Raw genomic sequence first — 19,763 nt, 5'->3', positions numbered from 1 at the left:
GGCCAGGCACAAGGTATCGTGCCCGCGGCGGCAGCATGCATTCTAAGATCAGTGTCTTACTACGCGATGACAGGTCCTAAAAACAGCACAGTCGCTGGCCCGGCGCGAAAGCTGGGGCTATTGGCATCGGCCTCTATCATATAAGGCATGGCGTCATGTGCATCCAGCGCTGCCTGGGATGTCCAGGTTTCTATGAGGACGAATTTGTTTTCATCGCCAGCAACGGTATGCATTTCATATTGCAGGCAACCTGCTTCGGCACGCACCAGCGGCGCGAGTCTGGTGAAGGTGGCGATCTGTTCGGCAGCCTGGCCTGGTTTGGTCTGTATCAGGATGACGAGTTTGAGTTGTTCGGACATGCGGGTTCCGTTCTGTGTTTCGTGTTGGGCGGGGATAGTAGGGTGCGCCGTGCGCACCGTCGTGTGTGCAAAAATTAGGGCATGCGAAAATCAATGCGGTGCGCACGGCGCACCCTACAAAATTACGCATCGGATTTTAAGTCCGATGCATGGTCATCAAAAACAATACTTAAAACAGTGATTACACCATATCCTCAGGTCTGACCCAGCCATCAAATTCTTCTGCTGTCACATAACCCAAAGCCAGTGCCGCTTCGCGCAGTGTCGTGCCTTTGGCGTGGGCATGCTTGGCAATGGCAGCGGCGCGGTCATAACCTATGTAAGGGTTGAGTGCGGTCACCAGCATCAGGGAATTGTCGAGCAATTCTTTGATACGTGTGCGGTTGGCCTGCATGCCACGGGCGCAGTGTTCTTCCAGGCTGGCCATGCCGTCGGCGAGCAGGCGGCAGCTTTGCAGGAAGTTGTGGACGATGAGCGGCTTGAAAACATTCAATTCAAAATTGCCGGAGGCACCACCTATGCTCAGTGCTACGTCATTGCCCATGACCTGGCAGCACAACATGGTCACTGCTTCGCACTGGGTGGGGTTGACCTTGCCCGGCATGATGGATGAACCCGGTTCGTTTTCTGGTATCTGTAATTCACCAAGGCCAGAGCGCGGGCCGGATGCCAGCCAGCGTATGTCGTTGGCAATCTTCATCAGTGCGGTAGCCAGGGTCTTGAGTGCACCATGGCTGCTGACCATGGCATCATGCCCGGCCAGTGCGGCAAAGCGGTTGGGTGCAGCGTCAAAGGCAATGCCGGTATCGAGAGTCAGACTGGCAGCAACCAGCTTGCCAAAATCTGCATGGGTGTTAAGACCAGTGCCAACTGCCGTACCACCGATGGCCAGTTCTTGCAGGGCGGGCAGGGTGTGGCGTATGGCGCGCTCTGCATAATCAAGTTGTGCGACCCAGCCAGATATCTCCTGGCCCAGCGTCAGTGGTGTGGCATCCTGCAAATGGGTGCGGCCTATCTTGATGATGTCGGCAAATTCTTTGGCCTTGGCGTCAAGCGTGGCACGCAATTTGGCCAGTGATGGCAATACCTGGTTGATGACGGCAATACTGGCCGCCACGTGCATGGCCGTAGGGAAGACATCATTCGATGACTGGCCCATGTTGACATGGTCATTCGGATGCACGACCCGGCTCATGCCGCGCGTGCCACCCAAAAATTCAGAAGCACGGTTGGCCAGCACTTCATTCATGTTCATATTGCTTTGCGTGCCGGAGCCAGTCTGCCATACCGACAGCGGGAATTCTGCTGCATGCGTGCCTGCCAGCACCTCTTCCACGGCCTGGGCAATCGCGCCAGCCACTTTGCCGTCGAGCAGGCCGAGGTCGCTATTCACTTGCGCACTGCTGCGTTTGACACGCGCCAGTGCCAGCACCAGTTCTGGTGGCATGGTTTCTGTAGAGATGGCAAAGTGATGCAGCGAGCGCTGGGTTTGCGCGCCCCACAAGGCGGCAGCGGGGACGGCGATTTCGCCAAAGGTATCGCGCTCTGTTCTTTGCGCGACAGTAGTATCGGTTTTCATTTACACCTGCTCCTGAATGAGTTCTAAGATTTGGCGATGGCTGCCGACATTGTAGCGCTGAAGCCAGATGTCTGCTCTGACAACTGCTACAACATCGGCCACAACATCTGCCCCGGCAGTTATGTCGGGGATATGTCGGAAATCGCCTTTACTTCGCCTGCATCAGTGCGCTCAGGATGATATGCCGGTCAGTATCCTGCATGCGCAGGATGTTCCGGTACATGCTGAGGATGGCATCGCACTGGAACATGGGCTGGTCGTCATAGGCAGCCAGATTGGCAGTGACTTGCCGCTGCAGTGGGCTCAGGCGCTCCTGCAGTTTGCTGGCGCTCCTGGAAAATTCTTTTGACCCCATGTAATGACTGACGCTGCGCGGGCTGCTCGCCAGTATTTTTTCCATCAGGGCTGTATCACGCTTGACCAGCTCTTCCGGCATGGTGCGATGTGTGTTCAGCGTACCCTTGATCAACTGACCACAGGCTTGTGGGCTGATTTTCCGGGCGGCTTCGAGCATTTCTGTGAGTAATTGTGCGTGTTCATCTAGCAAATCATCGGGCGCAGTTTTTTGTGCGCGCAGATAGACTTCTTTGGTAGCCATTTTTACTGCATCCTGTATTTCCGGCCGGCTTTTACCCTGCAGTTTCATGTTCCAGATCAGATCTGTCACTTCGTCTATCTTTCCTGGTGAGCGTTTTTCGTAATAACGCCAGATGCCGCTGTTATTAAGGCTGGCGAAGACTTCTTCACGTGACTCCAGGTCAAACATGGTATGGCCTTCATTACCAAGTGAAACGCGGTTAACGACATTCGCTTTGAGCAATTCTTCGCGGTTTGGGTACCACATGCCCTCAGGCTGAATCTGCAAGACTCTTCGTATAAAATCTTCCGGCAAATTGGCTGCCCTGTAGTATTTTTCCATACCAGAAGCAGCGATCGCCAGCTCAGTGCTGCCTATGCCGGGGAAACTGGGCTGGTGAAATCCTATATGTGCATTTGGTGTCGCAGCTCTGTCTTTGCCTGCCAAAAACACATAAGTACAGGCGCTGCTGCATTCGCCTTCGACATAGGTATTGAGTTGGCGCGATTTGAGCAAGGCTGCCATCTGTTTGGCCTCGCGCAATCGTCCGCCGGGGGAGTTCAGCGAAATTGTCTTCAACTGCGGTGTTTTTTCCAGGGCAGCGGCAAAGCGTGCCATACTGCCTTCGCCCAGAGTACCGCGCAGGTTCAGCACATGGCCATTTGGCTGGCTGCTGATTTCTACGGCTTTCATGCTGTCATGCCCGGTTGCCAGCAAGGCATACTCTTTCATTTGCGGCAAATAATACGACTGGGCGCTGAACAGCATGGCAAGCACACTGAAAAAAACCATCAGCATCGTCAAGCCTGCGACCCATCCTGAACCGCCGCGTGCAGCATGTTTACCGGCAGAGCGTATGATGCCAGTGACGGCCCACAGCCATAACATCCCAAAAATCACGAAACCCACTATGCTGATCGCCGACAGCATGCGCAAACTGGCATCCGTCACTTCCAGCAATCTCGATAAGCCTGTCACCATCAATGCCGCCAGCAGATTACCTATGCCAAGGCCATTGACCCAGAATGATTGCGCTAGCGGCAACTGGCCACGCCAGTGAGCCATCATATATGCACCCCAGGTCGCTAGCCTGGCAGGCTGTTTCGGTAGGACGCCAGCAGCTAGTTGGAATTGTTTTTGCTTTTGATTCAATGCCAGGAAATTCAAAAGCGCGGGCAGCGCTATGAGCAACATACCCGTCATTATTTTCTGGTTTTTGAGGAGCTCAGGGCTCATTATTATGCGGGTACAGAAAATGATGGCAAGCATCAGGTTGATGGCCGCGAAGCCTCTGGCAAAGCGCAGATAGCGCGGTTTAGCCGTATCCTGGAGAGCGTACCAGGGGATCAGGGAAATGACTACCAGCACCAGCAATCCGGGCCAGGAGACAAATAGTGCCGCCAGTCTCTGAGGTAATTTGCCCATTGCCTCAAGCAGTGAGATCAGAACCAGCAATATCATCAGGGACAAATTGGCAAAGCGCGTGAACTTGATCATGGGTGTTACGAAGAGGCAGGCAGAATAAAGCGAGAGCATCGCATATCAGACTGGCAGATGGCAAGGCGCATGTATTTGTGCAGCGTGGACAAGGGGCGCAGTGAGGTGTTCTAATACAGCTTTATGCTCATGCCGAATAAACGCTGACAAGAAATTTATGCAAACCGAAACAGATCAAAACCTGCAAACCCTGCTCCACACATTGCCACTTGGCCCGCGTATTGCCATCATAGGCAGCACGGCCTTCTGGCATACCGACAGTGAACAGACTTGTCAATTACTGGGGCAGGCTCTGGCATCTGTCCCCGGTCTGGTGTTATTAACTGGTGGCGTCAGTGGTATAGGCGAGGCCTGTGGCCGCAGTTTTTACCAGCGCCGCCTGCAATTGCAAATGCAGCCTCAGGTATTCCACATCCTGCCGCAAGGCATGCCTGCCTGGGATTATGGCCAGACCCTGCATGCAGGCAAGGACATGCAGGAACGCCGCGCCGTGCTGGCGCGCATGGCACCTGTGTATATCGTCATCGAAGGCGGGCCAGCGACGGCAGATGAAGTGCAGATCGCCCTGAGCAACGGCGCACTCGTCATCCCCATTGCAAGATCAGGCGCTTGCGCCCGTGATGCGTATGTCCAGATCAGCAAGCCAGCAATTGTGCCTGCAGACTTATGGGCAATGCTGGGTGATGATGCGGCGAACGTAGAGCAGACTGTGGCAGCGGTGATGGGGATGGTGGCTCAACATGTTGCTCAATATGTTGAGCAATGAACTCTATGCATTGTGCTGCTTATTCTGTTGCTTATTCTGTTGCTTATTGTACTGTTCGCTGGCGGAACATGACAGCATAGTAAAATCCCCATGGCTGTACTGACGCAGACGAAGAGCCTCTTTTATTCATGAAACCTATATGCAAAAATCCCTGATCGCTTTTTCTTTTTTCTGTACGATGTTATTCCCCATGATGTCCAGTGCCGAGCCTGAACTCATCATCCTCGTGCGCCATGCAGAAAAGGCAGTAGAAAATCCTGCTGACCCCAGCCTGTCAGCAGCAGGGCAGGCGCGTGCGCAGGCACTGGTGCTGGCTTTGCAGCATGCAGGTGTCAGCAGCATCTTCACTACCCAATTCAAGCGCACCCGCGAAACGGCACAGCCGCTGGCGCAGGCCAGGAATATCACGCCGCAGGTGCTGTCTGCCAAACGTGGGGCCGAACATATCAAAGAGGTGGCTGATGCCGTGCGTGCCAGCAGCGGCACCGTGCTGGTCGTGGGGCATGGCAATACCGTACCCGCAATTGCCACTGCGCTGGGTGCGCCTGCGATGAAAGAATTTTGTGAAAGCAGTTTCAGTCATATGCTGGTTTTACGGCCTGCGGGACCGAACATGCATGTAGTGCAAACACGTTATGGCGAAGCAGATACGGGCAAACCTGGGTTAGACTGCCAGTAAATCATTATCAAAGGGAAAAGCATGACTATCTCCAACATCTTGCCACGCTGGTCCATCATCATGCCTTTTGCTGCCTGGGTCATCCTTGGCGGCGGCATGCTGATCACCGCACCCTTATATGCAATCTTGCTGACCATCGCCCTGTTTGGTGGTGTGCTGACGGCTGTCTATCATGCTGAAGTAGTCGCGCATAAAATTGGCGAACCTTTTGGCACGCTCTTGCTGGCCCTGGCCGTAACCCTCATAGAAGTGGCGCTGATCGTCTCTTTGATGCTGGCCGGTGGTGAAGTCACGGCTGGCCTGGCACGCGACACCGTGTTTGCGGCAATCATGATTATCCTGAACGGTATCATCGGCTTGTGCCTGCTGGCCGGAGGCAGCCTGCACAAGGAACAAAGCTTCAGCCTGCGCGGTGCCAGCACTTCACTGGCGACCCTGGCTGCGCTGGCGATACTGACCCTGGTCTTGCCTAACTTTACTTCGACTGCACAGGGGCCGGTGTATAGCGCCAGCCAGCTGGCTTTTATTGCTGTCGTGTCGCTGGTTTTGTATGGCACTTTTGTACTGGTGCAAACCGTGCGCCATCGCGACTATTTCCTGCCCGCTGCATCCAGCGGTGATGAAGAGGCGCATGCAGAGCCGCCCAGCAATGGCGTGGCCTGGGCCAGCGCTGGCCTGCTCATGCTATGCCTGGGCGTGGTGGTGTTGCTGGCCAAAGCCCTGGCACCTACGTTGGAAAATGCGGTTGCTGCCGCTGGTGCACCGCAGGCGCTGGTGGGTATTATCATCGCCATCGTCGTGCTATTGCCTGAAGGTGTTGCCGCCTTTCGCGCCGCCCGCGCCAACCGCCTGCAAACCAGCATCAACCTGGCCCTGGGTTCCGCTCTCGCCAGTATAGGCCTGACCATCCCTGTAGTGGCCGTCATCTCACTGACCACGGGCTGGTCACTGAACCTCGGCATCGATGCGAAATCGACGGTGTTGCTGCTGTTGTCGCTGATGATTACTTCTTTGTCTTTGGGGACGGGACGAACCACCATCATGCAGGGCACTATTCATTGCGTGATCTTTGCCGTGTATTTGTTTACGACGATAGTGCCGTAAGCTCTTCTTGAGATTTGGTGTGATGATGCTAAAGGCGTAGTCGTAACCATAGCCGGAACGGGAGGCGCATTGCAATGCGCCCTAGGTTACGGAGATGATGATGACCTTATTTATCCTGATATCACCTTCCCATCAGCTTGCAGAAACCGTGTCCGCCATCCGCGTTTTTCTATGGCGCGGATATTCTCTGCGTGCTTCAATTCCTGCAGATAGGCCATGGCCAGCTTCAGTTCATAGTCTTGAGTGTCGCCCTCAAACATGTTCATGCGCACCAGATTGCCATAATTGCGGCGCAGTTTCTTGGGTGTGTCATCCAGCATGATGACATGCTCCAGCATATAGCCACGCCGCCTGACTTTGTTCAAATCCTTGACCCATTCAAAGTCCTGGTATTCAGGGTCGAACACACGCGTGCAGCGTTGCCTGGCCCAGACAAACTTTAATGGCGGCTCTTCACCAAACAGATGTTTGACGATGACAGCGGCGTAACTCTCGGATGCCGATGTCCAGACGGCGCAGTCAAAATGCTCAAGACAAAACGCAAGAAATTCCCGGACATGCGGGCGCAGATAAACGTGATAGGAAAAGAAGCAGAAATCAGCTTTATGCGCGAGTTGTTTCTTCGTTGCGAAGATCAGGGTTTCGTCCAGATCCAGTATCAGTAATTTCTTGTTCATGGAATGTCAGGCTTGATAAAAAGTGTTGCCATGACATAGTAGCATTACTTGATTTATTGGGATGATAGCAAATGATTATTCGTAGCCGTAACGGGAGGTGCATTGCAATACGCCCTATATAACTGCCTTGAACCAGGACGCATCATTTTAAAATCTGAATTGATCCCGCGGCGGCACATCAACCTCATCTTTCGCAAAATACGAAGCAGCCGTCCCCAGCGCCTGCACGCTGATTTCATGCGCCTGTGGATTGTTGTACTCAAGTTTGAGTTTATAGGCTTTTGCTGAATCTACCGTCAACACGGCGAGTATGGGTCTGTGCGTGGTCTCGACCTGCATTTCATCAAACAGTGATTGCATCAGCGGTGCCAGCAAATCGGTGTATTCAGGCTGTACCGGCAAGGTGTAGATGGTTCTGCCCCAGCGTATGACGAACTCAAAGCCGGGCCGGGTTTGATCTTGCGCTAAAAAACGGCAATACGACTGATCCCAGGCTTGCGGGGATTCGGAAGTGAGTTTTAAAAGAACTTTTGCCATCAGCAGGGTCAGTTCGTTTTTCTTGGGCATGCAAATTTCCAGTAAGGAGGTATGACGTAATTTTACTATGTTCAGCAGCTTTTTCTATTGCCTCGCAGTATGCCTTGGCTGAACTACTGCCATTTTCATGCATGGCTTGGCGGGGATGCACTGGGAAAATAAGTATCTTGGGTTACACTATTGCCAATATTTTTCATCAGGAATACCCATGGCAGCCGAGCAGACGCCGTATGACCCGCAACAAGGTGCCAGTAACCGCGGCCTGGGGCACAGGCGCATGTTGCTGTCGTTGATGGCGCTGTTTTTTCTGCTGTGGATAGTCTTGCCGCTGCTATTGCCTGTCCAGGCGTATTTACTGTACTGGCTGACTGCGCCTCTGCGCTATATGGGGGTATTCGTGCATGAAATGGGGCACGGGCTGGCCAGCCTGCTCAGTGGAGGTTCGTTTTACTGGTTCCAGATGGATGGTGATGGCGGTGCGGCCATTACCAGCGGTGGCTGGCAAGGCCTGGTCTTGCTGGGCGGTTTATTGGGGCCAGCGGTGTTTGGCAGCATCTTGCTGATGGTTTCGACCCGGGCCAGGAAGTTGCGGATAGCATACCTGATCCTGTTGCTGTTCTTTATTTGCGGTGCTTATTACATGATCAAGCCCGTATTCATGAGCAGCAGCACTTATCCCATACTGGCGCAATGGCATGCCACGCATTTGCTGGGCCTGATCTTGCCTATCAGCCTGATACTGATGACTGTCATGCTGATGCGTGCCTCAGACGCCTGGCAGCGGCTGGTCTTGCAATGTCTGGGCATCGTCATGTGTTACTCGGCCTTCAGTGATACCAGCTATATCTTCCAGTATGAAGCCTTGCGCAATGGCATGTATTCAGATGCAAGGGAATTTGCGGCGCTGTTTTCACCCTTCAGCGTGCAGGGCTTGCCCTGGCTGGTGTTTGTATTTTTTGCGGCGCTGATTGCTGTATTGAATTTTGCTTTGCTGGGCCTTGGAGTAGGGCGGGCACTACGCAAACCAGCTTAGCCTGGCCCATCGTGTCAGCCGCGTCAGTCGTTGCATTTGCACTTCACTGACTTATCATTGACTTAAGCCATTACCGCAAGATCAGGGCAGACCAGGCTGATCAAGATGGGCCGTGTTGAAGTCAGCAATAGGGACTGGTTTGCCAAAGTGATAGCCCTGGTAGGCAAAGCAACCCTGGCTGGCGAGGTAATCCCTCTGCTCGGCGCTTTCCACGCCTTCGGCAATCACGGACAGGCCCATGCTCTGGCTCAGGGCGACGATGGTCCTGGCGATGGCAGCATCATTGGCGTCAGTCAGGACATCGCGAACGAAGGACTGGTCTATCTTGAGCTGATCCAGCGGCAGGCGTTTCAGGTAAGTCAGGGAAGAATAGCCCGTACCAAAATCGTCAAGAGAGAAGCACAGGCCGGCGGCTTTCAGTTGCTCCATCTTGATGATGGTTTCTTCTACATCATCGACCAGCAGGCTTTCTGTCAATTCCAGTTTCAGCAATTGCGGGTTGGCCCCGGTGTCATGCAATATGCCGAGGATTTGTTCAACGATATCGATCTGCCTGAACTGGCGGGCACTGACATTCACGGCAATGGTCAGTTTCGCACTGGCAGGGTCGTTGGCCCAATCCAGTAATTGCATGCAGGCGGTGCGCAAGACCCACTGGCCCAGTGGCAGGATCAGGCCGGTGGCTTCAGCCAGCGGGATGAATTCTGCGGGTGAGATCATGCCGCGTTGCGGGTGTTGCCAGCGCACCAGGGCTTCTGCTCCCAGCAACTCTCCATCGCGGCCAACCTGGGGTTGGTAAAACAGGCGCAATTGCTGTTCGCGCAAGGCATCGCGCAATTCTTTTTCCATCTGGGCACGTGAGCTGACCACGGCCTGCATGGCAGGGTCAAAAAAGCGCAGGGTATTGCGGCCTGCGGTCTTGGCTGCATACATCGCGAGGTCAGCCTGCTTCATCAACTCTTCATAGCCATTCTCGTGATCGGCAATCAGGGTCGCGCCTATGCTGGGCGTGCTATGGCATTCATAGCCTTCGAGGTCATACGGCTGGTTCAATGCAGTGAGTATCTTCTTGCCCACCATTTCTATCTGGCTGGCTGCTTCATGGGACAATTCGCTAAGGTTTTCCAGCAAGAGCACAAACTCGTCGCCGCCTATGCGCGCCACCGTGTCGCCTTCGCGTACGCAATTGGTCAGGCGCTCGGATACCTGTTGTAACAGCAGGTCGCCCTTGTAGTGGCCCTGGGTGTCATTCAGGGTTTTGAAATTGTCGAGATCGATATACATCAACGCGCCCTTGCGGTCGCTGCGGGCGCAGGCCAGCAGGGCTTGTTGCAGGCGGTCGGTCAGCAGGCGGCGGTTGGGCAGGCGGGTCAACGGGTCATAAAAGGCCAGGGTCTTGATTTCATCTTCTGCCGCCTTGCGCATGGAGATATCGACCAGGGTGCCGACATAATGCAGCAATTCATTATTGCGGCCATACACGGCGGTAATGGCCAGCCATTGCGGGCTGATATGACCATCCTTGTGGCGGTTCCATATCTCGCCTTGCCAGGACCCACTCATGCCCAGATGCACATCCATGTCGGCAAAAAAATCCTGGTCGTGGCGGCCAGAATTGAGAATCTTGGGGCTTTGTCCTATTGCGTCTTCACGGCTGTAGCCGGTAATCTCGGTGAAGGCGCGGTTGACTTGCTGGATGATCTTGTTGGCGCTCGTGACGAACATGCCTTCATGCGATTCAAACACGGTGGCTGCCAGGTGCAGGCTTTGCTCGGCTTGCTTGCGTGTCGTGATATCTCGTACAAAAGCCGGGAACAATTCCTGGCCGGGCAGGTAGCGCACCGAGATTTCTACATCGATGATATGACCATCCTTGCACCTGTGCCTAGCCTCGAATTGCTGGGCACCGGCGCGGCGTACGCTGTCGAGTCTGTCATGTACCAGTTTGCCCTCATATTCATCGAGTACATCGACATCATCGACATTCAGTTTCAGCATTTCTTCACGGCTGTAGCCCATCATGCTGCAGGCAGTTTCATTGACAGCTTGCAGATTGCCATTCTTATCGACCAGCCAGAATGCATCCATGGCGGTTTGCAATATCAGCTCATCAAGGTCGGTCATGCGCTTGCGTTCGGTGATATCCACCGCCAGACCGCCAAGCTGGCGTTTGCCGTCCGAGCCGGTAAACACAAACTTGTTGACCAGCCACCAATTGACGCTTTCATCAGAATTATCTGACGGCCAGATAGCTTCATTCTGTTCGCCACTGGCGAGCAGGGCAAGGTCACTGGCACGATAGCTGTCGGCAATCTGTGGAGGCAAAATGTCGTGATCCGTCTTGCCTATGACCTGGCTTGCCTGGAAAGAAAAGCGCCGCAAGAAATTATCACTGACAAACTGGTAGCGGCCCTCTTCATCCTTGATCCAGGCGACGATGGCGCTATTGTCAAGAAAGGCGCGGAATAATTCATCGCTATGCTGTTGTGCAGCCAGCATGCGGTTGAACTCATTCGCCACTGCCTGCAATTCGCCAGGCCCTGTCAGGCTGGCCCTGGCACTGAGGTTGCCGCGTTGCACCGCACGGGCAACCCTTTCCAGTGAGGTCATGGGTCTGGTGATGCGCTGACCGAAAGCGCGTGCAACGGCCCACAGCAGGCTGATCATCATCACAGCCAGCAAAATGGCTTCGGCAGCACGCGTCCTGGCCTGGGCAAAGATGGTGTCTGCCGGTACGCCGACAAAGGCGATCATGCCATATTCAGGCATGGGCATGACAGAGAAAAAGCGCGTCACACCATCTACTGCCAGGCTCTCGAATTCGCCTTTCCGTGTGGTAACGATACGCCTGGCGGCTTCAGAATTTGGGCGGGTGCCTATGACCTTATCCGGGTCCAAATTGCGCCAGACCAGAATGCCATCATCCCTGAAAAAGCCAAAGCGGCTGGCTTCTGGCAAGAACTCGTCAGGAATGCCGGGATCATAGAAATTCACATCCAGCGACAAGACCACTACGGCGATGATCTGGCCTGTCTGATTATGCACAGGCAGGCTCATGATCGTACTCCACGGGGACGACGCCTGTACCTTGTGTGGTGTTGAGATAGTCAGGTGCCCGCTCTTGACGGTCTCTGCAAACTCGGCAACGTTGATCATATCCTTGACCACGGTAGCGGGGATGTCGCGGGCACTACACAGGATAGTGCCCTGCAGATCGACGATGGCCAGGCGTGAGTAGGCGGGGTCGAGGCTGGCCAGGTTGGTCATTTTTTCAGGACAGTCCTGTAACTGTAATTGCTTCACCAGCGGCAGGCTGGCAACCCCCGCCATGATCTTGTGCGCCTGGTCCAGCTTGCTGTGGGTGTTCTTGATCATGACGCTGGTCATGGTCTTCAGGGTGGTCTTGGTGAAATTGGTCGATTGCTGAAAATCGTAGTAAATGCCAAATGCCATCACCACCAGCAGTGGCAAAGAGATGGCCAGTACCAGCATCAGCAAATAACTGCGTATAGACCTCGCAGGCGCTGCTTGCGCCGGTGCTGGTAAGTCTTCACGCGTTTCTGTCATCTTGCTTTCCCACAGGGCAGGGTCTGGAATGAAAAACCGTTTGAGATCAATAATTTAACATGAAGCTGTCACTATATCCTTTTCAAAAGGTGACTTGCGGCAAGATTTGATTTAATGAGAGATGATTTGTATTGATCTTAACCATCTCTGCATGGCTTGACCAGTGCTTAGTCAGTGCTGAGTTGCACTGGCAATTCAAAAGGAAGTCCAGAGGGAAATTTACAGCAGCTCAGGCGACGCGTTGCTGTGGTGTCAGTGTGTTGATGACTTCTCCATGGGGATGACGCATGACCAGCAATTCATGGTCTGCGGGAGAAGCATCTTTATCGATAAACAGCTTTTTGACCAGATGGGCAACACGGTTTCTTTGAAAGTCATCAAATACCGCCACAACCCTTTGCACGGCCGCTGCCTGCGACAGCAGTTCAGTCTCTACCATGGGGGAAATCCAGTCGGTGCGCCAGACCATATCACTGCCATCGTCCAGTGACAGGTGGGCAATCACACCAGTCCCGCCGGCATTGCTGTGCAGCGGGCTGACCAGTGCAGGCCTGAAGTTGGCTGCATAGTGCTTTTTGAGTGAGCCCAGGCCAAAATCGATGAGGTATTTATCTTCCACCAGACAAACTGCATGGCCTTCTTTTTGTCCCTGATGGGCAAAGCCCTGATAGCCTAAGTAGAAAACGTCATTACCCTGCCTGATCTCGCCATAGCAGCCCTGTACTTTGGCCTGATAACCTTTAGCTGTGAGTATCTGTGCCAGCATGGCTGACATGCCAAAACAGGAGCTGCCAAAGTGATGGAAAAAACCGAGTATGTCAAAATCATCCGCAATCCGGCTCAAATCTCTGGCCAGTTCCGGGTCTTTTACTACGTGTAGAAATGCTGTGTTCATTTGCAAAAAAAATGGTCAAATCCTAGCTTCTGGCTAGCTCGCCATCTCTAAATCTATTTACCAGCAGCAATACTATCAAGTTTACATTGTTTAACAATATTAATTGAGTGACACTTTATGTACATTTGTAAGCAAATATGTCGGAAGCCAAATAGTGGCGGGATTTAGCTGTGATTCTGGTCAACTGTAATGTAATTTCAATAACTAAAAGGTAATTTGTTATTCCTTTTATACTTTTAATGAGAGATGAGCAAAATTCTCCTGACTCGGCCGTAGCTGGCTCGCCTAGCCTTGTGATTACACAATAGGAGTTTTTCTTCATGTCATCAATGTGAGATGACGAACAGACATCCAGGATAGGTCGGTGTTTCTATATTGCTCAAAGTTGCTCATGGTTGAACATCGCCGGGCATAGTTGAAACACAGTTTCTGTCCAGGAGCATGCCATGAAGCGCCACCGTCCCCACTCACACCTCCTCCGTACTTGCGTTTTTTTAAGCATGCAAAGCTGCGTACTGGCAACTGTGTTTGCAGCAGACGCGCCAGGTTTTGGCAGCCAGCCCACTTTGCCTGAACCGGATAAAAAACTGCTGCCCACTGTGAATATTGCCAAGGCCATAGGCTGGGCAGGAGGGGAGAAACCTGTCGCCGCAGATGGCCTGGCTGTCTCTGCTTACGCATATGGCTTGGATCACCCGCGCATGCTGCATGTCTTGCCTAATGGCGATGTGCTGGTGGCTGAGAGCAATGCACCAGCAGTCCACGATACCGTCAGCGGCTTCAAGCGTGTCAAGAAATGGGCAGAATCTCTGGTCAAGGGATCTGCCGGAGCCGAGGTAAAAAGTGCTGACCGCATCACACTGCTGCGCGGCATGGACGGTCAGGGCAAAGCCGTGACCAGTACCGTGTTCCTGCAAGGCCTGCATTCTCCTTTTGGCATGGCGCTGGTGGGTGACTATCTGTATGTCGCCAATACCGATGCCATCATGCGTTATCCCTACCAGCGCGGGCAGACACAGATCACCGCGCCCGGCGTCAAGCTGGTTGATCTGCCCGCCGGTAAAATCAATCACCACTGGACCAAGGACCTGATTGCCAGCCCCGACGGTTTGCGCCTGTATGTCTCGGTAGGTTCGAACAGCAATGTCGGCGAAAATGGCATGGACAAGGAAGCAGGCCGTGCGGCCATTCATGAGATTGATATCGCCACTGGCCGCATGCGTGTATTTGCCAGCGGTCTGCGCAATGCCAATGGCCTGTCCTGGCAACCGCAAAGCGGGGCTTTGTGGGCTGCAGTCAATGAAAGGGATGAACTTGGCAATGACCTCGTGCCCGACTATATGACCTCGGTGACTGACGGCGCATTCTATGGCTGGCCCTATAGTTATTTTGGCCAGCATGTGGATGTACGTGTGAAACCGCCCAGGCCTGATCTGGTTGCCAAAGCCATCGCCCCTGACTATGCCCTGGGTGCGCATACGGCGTCGCTTGGCCTGACTTTCTATAACGCAAAAATGCTGCCAGAGCGTTATGCAGGTGGTGCCTTCATAGGCCAGCATGGTTCGTGGAACCGCCAGCCGCATAGCGGCTATAAAGTCATCTTCGTGCCATTTGTCAATGGCAAACCGGCAGGCACCCCGCAAGATGTGCTGACAGGTTTTCTGACTGCCGATGGCAAGGCCAGAGGCCGCCCTGTTGGTGTCGCTGTGGATACTGCGGGTGCAGTGCTGGTAGCAGACGATGTCGGTAATATTATCTGGAGAGTGACTGCAAAATAAGTCAGGTGGTACTCTTACAGCAGGGTATTTATAGAATGTTGTTACGCTGTGGCAGTTTGCTTTTGATCCTGCAAACTGCCGAGAGCATACGCATACTGACGGGTAAATTCTGCACCCAGCAAGAAAATCTGGGCCGAGTAATACACCCACAACAAGATCGCGATCATTGATCCGGCTGCACCAAAGCTGTTGGCGACACCGCTATTGCCTATGTACAGGCCTATCGCATATTTACCTGCATGGAACAGGCCGGCCGTGCCCAGCGCCCCCACCCAGACATCATTCCACGACAGCCGCACTTGTGGCAGCATCTTGAAGATCACCGCAAAAAGGCTGGCAATGACCGCAAAGCTGGTCATTGCGGACAGAGGCAGGAACACCAGGGAAATAGCAATCTGGCTACCGCTCCAGTAATACTCAAGCGCCGCCAGTACGGCATTGATGACCAGTGACACCAGCATCAGAAATGCCAGTACCAGCACCAGGCCAAATGAGAGCAGGCGGGTACGCAGCAAATTCCAGATGCTGCTGTCGGTTTTACGTGGCACTTGCCAGATTTCATCCAGGCTTTCCTTGAGCTCGGCAAAGACACTGGTGGCACCCACCAGCAATAATCCACTGGCGATCAGGGTTGCCAACCGTCCTTCGGATTCATTGCGTGCACCCGCCAGCATGGCCTGTATGGCCTCGGCACTGGTGTGCCCGACCAAGCCTTGCAACTGATGGAATAACTGTCCCTGTGCTGCTTGCTGGCCATAGAAAAAACCGGCAATGGCGAGTACCAGTATCAGAATAGGCGCCATCGAAAACAGCGTGTAGAAAGCCAGTGCCGCGCCCTTGCTAGCGGCGCGGTGGCGTAGCCATTCACTCAGGGTACGCTGCAGAATACGGACGATGTCCGGCAACAGCAGTGGCAGGGAAATGCCACGTTTCAGCAGCGACCCGAGTGTGGAGAGCAAAGGCTTCAGAGTCGCTCGCCGCGGATCACACGAACCAGTATCATGACGATAGCGATGACCAGCAGGATATGAATAAAGCCACCGATGGTGTAAGCCGACACCATGCCAAGCAGCCACATGATCAATAAAATAACAGCGATGGTATAGAGCATGATTTTTTCCTTTAAGAGTGCGCAAGCTTGATGCTCAGGCACAGGGTTTAAGAATGCTGCATCCAGACAGATAAACAAATTGTTTTGAAGCGTGTTGAAGCTCTTTTTTAAGCTCTTCTTGACGCTGTTCTTGATTCTCCTGCTACTCAACAATTTGCTCACTATTTTTTTGTCTGAAGCACATCTGCATCGTGATGCACGGCCACTTCAACGTCTGTTCGCCAGCGCACGGACGCAGGGGAGAAAAATTGCCATCATGATGTCAGTTAATTCTTACTGATGAGCTTGTTGACAAAATCTGATCAAAAAGCGCAGTGAATAAACTGGATGAAAAAAGAGCATTTACGCAAGACCACTCCAGCACAAACGGTGGCCCACAAGGTAGGCGCATGAAAATGCAAATCTTCATACAAATACTGTAATGGGTCGCTGGAGTGGTTTTGGGTAAGTGCTTGTTTGTTCATCGCCTGCTCATCGTCTGCTCATCGTCTGTTCTCTCTGAGTACGCCAGCGCACAGATCAAGTCTCTGCAAAACGGCAAGCTGTTGGATATGTGCAAATAAAAAGAATCCATCATGCCTGCTGCTCCTACCAGTCCCATACAACCTGTCACTGAGGTGGCAAGCAAAGTCATCAGCCGTGAGGCTGCCAATGATCCGGCCCGCATGCCTGCACGCATCCTGCAAACTGCGCCTGGCGTACTGCAATTTTCTGGTACCTGGACAGTCTGCCAGCTCGGCAACGTCATGCGCCAGCTTGATGGCCTGCTCATGCGGCATCCAGATAGCGTCGAGCTGCACGGAGAACAAATACAAAAGATAGACAGCATCACGGCCTGGGTCTTGCAAGCTCGCTTGAAAAAATTACGTGACAGCGGTGTGCAGATCAGCATGCAAGGCTGGCCAGCGCAATACCAGCAAATGCTGGATGGGCTGGGCCCACTGCCGCAGGATACCAGTCCCGTCGTTGAAGCACCGGGCAGGCTAGAGAAAATCGGCAGGGCTACGGTGGAGGTATTCAAGGACAATCTGGCTCTGCTCGCCTTCATCGGTGAAACTGCTGTCAGCCTGCTGGGCGTGCTGCTGCACCCGCGGCGCTGGCGTGGCCGCGCTATCTTGCACAATATCCAGCTGGCAGGTTTTGAGGCGCTGCCCATCGTTGGCGTGACTTCTTTTTTGCTCGGTATAGTCATTGCCTACCAGGGCGCTGACCAGCTCAAGCATTATGGCGCCAATATCTTTGTCGTTGAATTGCTGGGTTACGCCATGCTGCGAGAATTTGCCCCGCTGATCACTGCTATCATTATTGCCGGGCGTTCTGGTTCTGCCTATGCGGCACAAATAGGCACCATGGTCGTGACAGAAGAAATCGATGCCATGCAAACCCTGGGCATCAAACCCATGGAACTGCTGGTCCTGCCCAAGTTGATGGCCCTGATGCTGGCGCTGCCTTTGCTGACCCTGTTTGCTGATCTTATCGGCATCATCGGTGGCATGCTCATGGCGGCCAGCCAGCTTGATGTCGGCATGCATGAATTTATCGATCGCTTTGCCACCGAAATACCGCTCAAGACCCTGCTCATAGGCCTGGGTAAATCGCTGGTGTTTGCGATGATCATCGTCATCATTGGCTGCTATCAAGGATTCCGCACCAAGGGCAATGCCGACAGCGTCGGCCGCCAGACTACCCGTAGTGTGGTGCAGGCGATTTTTATTGTCATCGTGCTGGATGCGGTGTTTTCGGTCATCTTTAATTTGCTGGGACTTTAATGAGCGCAAACCAGTCCACCAACCCGGCGCAAGAGTATGAATACGCCATCGACATGGAGCAAGTGTGCACCCGCTTTGGCGACAAGATCGTGCATCAAGGCCTGGACCTGCAGATACGCCGTGGCGAGATTTTCGCTATCGTTGGCGGTAGCGGATCAGGCAAATCAACTTTGCTGCGTGAAATGATTTTGTTGCATAAGCCTGATTCAGGCACGGTCAAAGTGCTGGGCCTGGATCTTGCCGGTGTTAGCGATGAGCAGGCCAGCTCTTTACGACAGCGCTGCGGCGTGATGTTTCAAAAAGGTGGTTTGTTCGGCACCCTGACCGTTGCAGAAAACATAGGCCTGCCTTTGCGTGAACACAGTGAGCTCGATGATAAAAGCATCAATGATGTCGCCGCCCTGAAGCTGGCACTCAGTGGTCTGAAGCCGGAGGCTGCCGGCCTTTATCCGGCTGAATTAAGCGGCGGCATGCTGAAGCGGGCGGCACTGGCCAGGGCACTGGCGCTGGACCCGGAACTCCTGTTCCTTGATGAACCAACCGCTGGCCTCGACCCGGCCAGTGCCGGTGGGCTTGATAGCCTGCTGCGTCATTTGCATGAGCTATACCAGCCCACCATCGTCATGATTACCCACGACCTGGATTTGCTATGGCAAGTCACACACAGAGTTGCCGTGCTGGGCGAAGGCAAGGTGCTCGCGGTAGGCAGCATGGAAGAATTATCGCAACTGCAGCACCCCGTCATACGCGATTATTTTGATGGCGCCCGTGGCCGGGCGGCACAGCAGCAATCTGAGCAGAAATCAGGTCATGAAGGCGATGCCAGGAATGAAGAAAACAAGCAACTGAATCAACAAGAAAATCAACATCAGCACACACAGGAAAACCCATGGAAACCAAAGTAAATTATACCGCCGTCGGTGCCTTTGTCCTGGCCCTGGGCGCGTTGCTGATCGCTGCCGTGCTGTGGCTGTCAGTCGGGCTCGGCAAGCGCCAGCAAACCATTTTGTATCAATCCATCGTCAGTGAATCGGTGGCAGGCCTGAACCTGGATGCGCCAGTCAAATACCAGGGCGTGAATGTCGGCAAGGTGCGTAATATCAATCTTGACCCTGGTAATCCACAACAGGTACAACTGGTTTTCTCCATCATCGCCGGTACCCCTATCAAGACTGATACCCTGGCCGTGCTCAAAACCCAGGGCCTGACTGGCATTGCCTATGTAGAATTAAGCGGCGGCTCACCGACAGCGCCGCTGTTGCAGGCCAGGGAAGGCCAGACTTATCCGCAGATACCAACCAAACCATCCCTGAGTGCCAGATTGGAAAATGTCCTGAGTGCAGTGCTGGCCAATCTTGACCGTACAGCCGCCAATGTCAATGCTGTCCTGAATGATGAAAACCGTGCCGCCTTTGGCAAAATCCTGCATGACACCTCAGCCGTCATGGATGCTCTGGCTTCACAAAAAAATGCCATGCGGATGGCCATCAGCAATGCTGCCATCACCACTGCCAATACCGCCCAGGCCAGTGCCAAGATCGATGGCTTGTTCCAGCGCGTAGGCAAGAGCGCCGATGCCCTTGCCAGCATGGCCGACAAGGCTGGCCAGGCCAGCGACAGCACCAGAAAAGCCGCAGATGAATTTGGTGGCGGTGTACGCCAGTTGAGCAGCGATACCTTGCCAGACCTGCAAAGATTGATGGCGGAGCTGACTACGCTGTCCGCTTCCATGACCCGTCTCATAGAGCAGACAGAACATAATCCCAGCAGCCTGATCAGAGGGCGGCAAGCACCACCGGCAGGGCCGGGCGAAACCAAATGAAGCTAAATAAAAC

General features: G+C 53.7%; 17 protein-coding genes. 8 read left to right on the top strand and 9 right to left on the bottom strand.

Annotation, left to right across the window (positions count from 1 at the left end; translation table 11 throughout):
* Positions 1–59: 59 nt before the first annotated feature.
* The 3 genes from ACO0LI_RS15480 to ACO0LI_RS15470 all read right to left on the bottom strand — a co-directional run bounded on the left by ACO0LI_RS15480 (position 60) and on the right by ACO0LI_RS15470 (position 4,012).
* Positions 60–359: a putative quinol monooxygenase gene (locus ACO0LI_RS15480; RefSeq protein WP_423033454.1), complete on the bottom strand. Its 300-nt coding sequence runs from the start codon at positions 357–359 to the stop codon at positions 60–62.
* Between the two features lie 181 nt (positions 360–540).
* Entirely contained in the window at positions 541–1,938 is a 1,398-nt protein-coding gene (gene fumC / locus ACO0LI_RS15475; protein WP_423033452.1) for a class II fumarate hydratase, read from the bottom strand.
* A gap of 148 nt (positions 1,939–2,086) precedes the next feature.
* Positions 2,087–4,012 carry an ATP-dependent Clp protease proteolytic subunit gene (locus ACO0LI_RS15470; RefSeq protein WP_423033450.1) on the bottom strand — a complete coding sequence of 642 codons (1,926 nt, stop codon included), beginning with the start codon at positions 4,010–4,012 and terminating at the stop codon, positions 2,087–2,089.
* A gap of 157 nt (positions 4,013–4,169) precedes the next feature.
* On the opposite strand from ACO0LI_RS15470, the gene ACO0LI_RS15465 reads away from it, so the two are divergent.
* The 3 genes from ACO0LI_RS15465 to ACO0LI_RS15455 all read left to right on the top strand — a co-directional run bounded on the left by ACO0LI_RS15465 (position 4,170) and on the right by ACO0LI_RS15455 (position 6,561).
* A complete protein-coding gene (locus ACO0LI_RS15465) occupies positions 4,170–4,778 on the top strand; it encodes a hypothetical protein (protein WP_423033448.1) in 609 nt (202 codons plus the stop codon).
* A gap of 139 nt (positions 4,779–4,917) precedes the next feature.
* Positions 4,918–5,457, top strand: a complete 540-nt coding sequence (locus ACO0LI_RS15460) for a phosphoglycerate mutase family protein (RefSeq protein ID WP_422952982.1) — start codon at positions 4,918–4,920, stop codon at positions 5,455–5,457.
* A gap of 21 nt (positions 5,458–5,478) precedes the next feature.
* Entirely contained in the window at positions 5,479–6,561 is a 1,083-nt protein-coding gene (locus ACO0LI_RS15455) for a calcium:proton antiporter (RefSeq protein ID WP_422952981.1), read from the top strand.
* Positions 6,562–6,671: 110 nt separating this feature from the next.
* Here ACO0LI_RS15455 and ACO0LI_RS15450 read toward each other — a convergent pair whose 3' ends face one another.
* Positions 6,672–7,238 (bottom strand): NIF family HAD-type phosphatase, encoded by a 567-nt coding sequence (locus ACO0LI_RS15450; RefSeq protein ID WP_423033446.1) that lies wholly within the window; start codon positions 7,236–7,238, stop codon positions 6,672–6,674.
* Positions 7,239–7,385: 147 nt separating this feature from the next.
* Positions 7,386–7,805, bottom strand: coding sequence for a hypothetical protein (locus ACO0LI_RS15445; protein ID WP_422952979.1), 420 nt, complete (start codon positions 7,803–7,805; stop codon positions 7,386–7,388).
* A gap of 178 nt (positions 7,806–7,983) precedes the next feature.
* Here ACO0LI_RS15445 and ACO0LI_RS15440 point away from each other — a divergent pair, with 178 nt between their 5' ends.
* Positions 7,984–8,808, top strand: coding sequence for a M50 family metallopeptidase (locus ACO0LI_RS15440; protein ID WP_423033444.1), 825 nt, complete (start codon positions 7,984–7,986; stop codon positions 8,806–8,808).
* Between the two features lie 81 nt (positions 8,809–8,889).
* Here ACO0LI_RS15440 and ACO0LI_RS15435 read toward each other — a convergent pair whose 3' ends face one another.
* Both ACO0LI_RS15435 and ACO0LI_RS15430 read right to left on the bottom strand, forming a co-directional pair.
* Positions 8,890–12,375: an EAL domain-containing protein gene (locus ACO0LI_RS15435; RefSeq protein WP_423033442.1), complete on the bottom strand. Its 3,486-nt coding sequence runs from the start codon at positions 12,373–12,375 to the stop codon at positions 8,890–8,892.
* 229 nt (positions 12,376–12,604) lie between these two features.
* Entirely contained in the window at positions 12,605–13,270 is a 666-nt protein-coding gene (locus ACO0LI_RS15430; protein ID WP_423033440.1) for a hypothetical protein, read from the bottom strand.
* A gap of 500 nt (positions 13,271–13,770) precedes the next feature.
* On the opposite strand from ACO0LI_RS15430, the gene ACO0LI_RS15425 reads away from it, so the two are divergent.
* Entirely contained in the window at positions 13,771–15,048 is a 1,278-nt protein-coding gene (locus ACO0LI_RS15425) for a PQQ-dependent sugar dehydrogenase (RefSeq protein WP_423033438.1), read from the top strand.
* Positions 15,049–15,089: 41 nt separating this feature from the next.
* On the opposite strand, the gene ACO0LI_RS15420 is transcribed toward ACO0LI_RS15425, so the two are convergent.
* Both ACO0LI_RS15420 and ACO0LI_RS15415 read right to left on the bottom strand, forming a co-directional pair.
* Positions 15,090–15,956, bottom strand: coding sequence for a YihY/virulence factor BrkB family protein (locus ACO0LI_RS15420; RefSeq protein ID WP_423033644.1), 867 nt, complete (start codon positions 15,954–15,956; stop codon positions 15,090–15,092).
* Positions 15,957–16,012: 56 nt separating this feature from the next.
* The gene (locus tag ACO0LI_RS15415) at positions 16,013–16,159 is read right to left on the bottom strand and encodes a lmo0937 family membrane protein (RefSeq protein WP_162043001.1); all 147 of its coding nucleotides are present in this window, start codon (positions 16,157–16,159) and stop codon (positions 16,013–16,015) included.
* A 575-nt stretch (positions 16,160–16,734) separates the two neighbouring features.
* Here ACO0LI_RS15415 and ACO0LI_RS15410 point away from each other — a divergent pair.
* The 3 genes from ACO0LI_RS15410 to ACO0LI_RS15400 are packed head-to-tail and all read left to right on the top strand — an operon-like array spanning position 16,735 to position 19,750.
* Positions 16,735–17,928 carry an MlaE family ABC transporter permease gene (locus tag ACO0LI_RS15410; protein WP_423033436.1) on the top strand — a complete coding sequence of 398 codons (1,194 nt, stop codon included), beginning with the start codon at positions 16,735–16,737 and terminating at the stop codon, positions 17,926–17,928.
* A complete protein-coding gene (locus ACO0LI_RS15405) occupies positions 17,928–18,833 on the top strand; it encodes an ABC transporter ATP-binding protein (protein ID WP_423033434.1) in 906 nt (301 codons plus the stop codon). Before ACO0LI_RS15410 ends, ACO0LI_RS15405 begins: the two co-directional genes overlap by 1 nt.
* Positions 18,818–19,750 (top strand): MlaD family protein, encoded by a 933-nt coding sequence (locus tag ACO0LI_RS15400; protein WP_423033432.1) that lies wholly within the window; start codon positions 18,818–18,820, stop codon positions 19,748–19,750. Before ACO0LI_RS15405 ends, ACO0LI_RS15400 begins: the two co-directional genes overlap by 16 nt.
* The last annotated feature ends 13 nt before the right edge of the window (positions 19,751–19,763 follow it).

Origin of the sequence: Undibacterium sp. Tian12W (assembly GCF_049339405.1) — a bacterium.
GTDB lineage: Bacteria > Pseudomonadota > Gammaproteobacteria > Burkholderiales > Burkholderiaceae_D > Undibacterium.
This window is presented reverse-complemented; position numbering and strand designations above follow the sequence as displayed.